The 440-nt window shown below is 57.7% G+C and carries 1 protein-coding gene; it reads left to right on the forward strand.

The genetic code is table 11. The features are described from left to right. Positions 1–440 (forward strand): hypothetical protein (locus I6F36_RS38825; RefSeq protein ID WP_225173275.1); only part of this gene is annotated, 440 nt, incomplete at both ends.

The raw sequence follows: 440 nt of genomic DNA on the forward strand, positions 1-440 counted from the left end.
CAACATGTACGTCGAGAACCTCAACGGGACTTTGCGCCTGGTCAACAGTCCCTGGAACGCGCAGCTGCTGACTGTTGACCAGTCGGGCAACACCGTGGCCAACGGCGGAGTTTCGTCGACAAACGCGCCGGGCTACGGGCAGACCACCTTGAATCAGTGGGGCCTTGCAAGCACGGGTGACATCTATGTCGAACCCGCCAACGGCCACAACCTGAATTTGAGCACTACGGCGTGGAATGGAACCGGGCAGCTGAACAGCCAATTCGCTCAAAACTGGTTTCAGCATCGCGTCGTCGCGAATGAATATCTTCAGGTCAATGGGGGAGCCAGTCCGAACACGTCGTGTTCTCCGAATGGTATTGCCGCGGTGAATGCTGACGGATCCGGCCAATGGCTGAATTGCGTCTTTGGCACGTGGAAGCCGATTGGCGGCAATCTGC

The organism is Bradyrhizobium sp. BRP19 (genome assembly GCF_020194195.1).
Lineage (GTDB): Bacteria > Pseudomonadota > Alphaproteobacteria > Rhizobiales > Xanthobacteraceae > Bradyrhizobium > Bradyrhizobium yuanmingense.